Source organism: Sphingopyxis flava (genome assembly GCF_900168005.1).
GTDB classification, from domain to species: domain Bacteria; phylum Pseudomonadota; class Alphaproteobacteria; order Sphingomonadales; family Sphingomonadaceae; genus Sphingopyxis; species Sphingopyxis flava.
The window spans coordinates 1-1,233 of the sequence record NZ_FUYP01000103.1 but is presented as its reverse complement, the minus strand read 5'-3'; the positions used below and the strand labels follow the sequence as shown (position 1 = coordinate 1,233).

Here is a 1,233-nt window from a genome sequence, read left to right as displayed (position 1 = left end):
TCGGATCCCGCTTCGAACGGCGAGTTTGCGAGCGGCGCCTTCACGATCACGACCGGCAACGACAGCATCGGATCGCTCGTGATCAACGGCACCGATGTGACCGCCGGCGGCAGCGTCGCGGGCGCCTATGGCACGCTCACCGTGACCCTCGCAGGCGGCGTCTACAGCTACAGCTACGAGCTCACCACCAACACCGATGGCGATGCGACGTCCGACCAGTTCGATGTGGTCGTGACCGACAGCGATGGCGACATCGCGGACGATACGCTCGTCATCGACATCGTCGATGACGTGCCGACGGCGAGCGACGAGCCGCTCCAGTCGATTACCGAGGGCGCGAGCGTCACGGGAACCTTTGATTTCGTTGCGGGGGCGGACGGCGCGAGTCTTACCCAGATCAACGGCGTCGACCTGGTCTTCGGCGGCGACGGTTTCTCGCAGGACATCGACGTCGGCGATGGCGTGATCAAGGTGAAGGCGGACGGCAGCTATAGCTTCACCGCCGATGCGAGCGTGGCAGGCCAGGGCTCGGCCTCTGGCAGCTTTACCGTGACCGACGGCGACGGTGATACTGCGACGGCCGATTTCAGCTTCACGGTGACCGACGCCAATATGCCGAGCGGCGGCACAACCACTGCCGCGGTCGATGACGACGGTTTCACCGGAGGCAACCTTGCCAGCACGACGGGCGACCTCGATGCCAACGCGGGCGACGATCCCGCCGACACCAGCGAAGCAAGCTTCACCGGAATTCTCGTTCACGACTTTGGCGGCGATGGCCCGGGCGCGATCGATTTTTCGGCGATGGACGGCGTCGGCGCCGCAATCGGCCAGGAAAATGTGACCTACGCCTGGGATGCCGGCACGAATCTGCTGAGCGCCATCGGTCCGCGCGGCGTTCTCTTCACGGTTGCGATCACCGATCCGGCGACCGGCGCCTTCAAGGTGACATTGCTTGCCAATGTTCTCCACGCCGAAGGCGGCGACGAGAATGACGCGCTTGCAGCGCTCACTTACACCGTGACCGATTTTGACGGCTCGACCGCGACCGGCACGCTCAACATCACCCTCGACGACGATGCGCCAACAGCGCGCGATGATTCTGCGTCGCCGGCGGAAGACACAGCCGTCGTCATCGACGTGTTCGCGAACGACACGGCGGGTGCGGACGGTGTGGACCTGGCCGCAGACGTCGCCTTGGGCACCGCACCCACCAAGGGCGCCGCGGTTTAT

At 65.0% G+C, this 1,233-nt stretch carries 1 protein-coding gene; it reads left to right on the top strand.

The window, feature by feature from the left end:
• On the top strand, positions 1–1,233 hold a 1,233-nt coding region (locus B5X69_RS21665; RefSeq protein WP_425441544.1), incomplete at both ends, for an Ig-like domain-containing protein.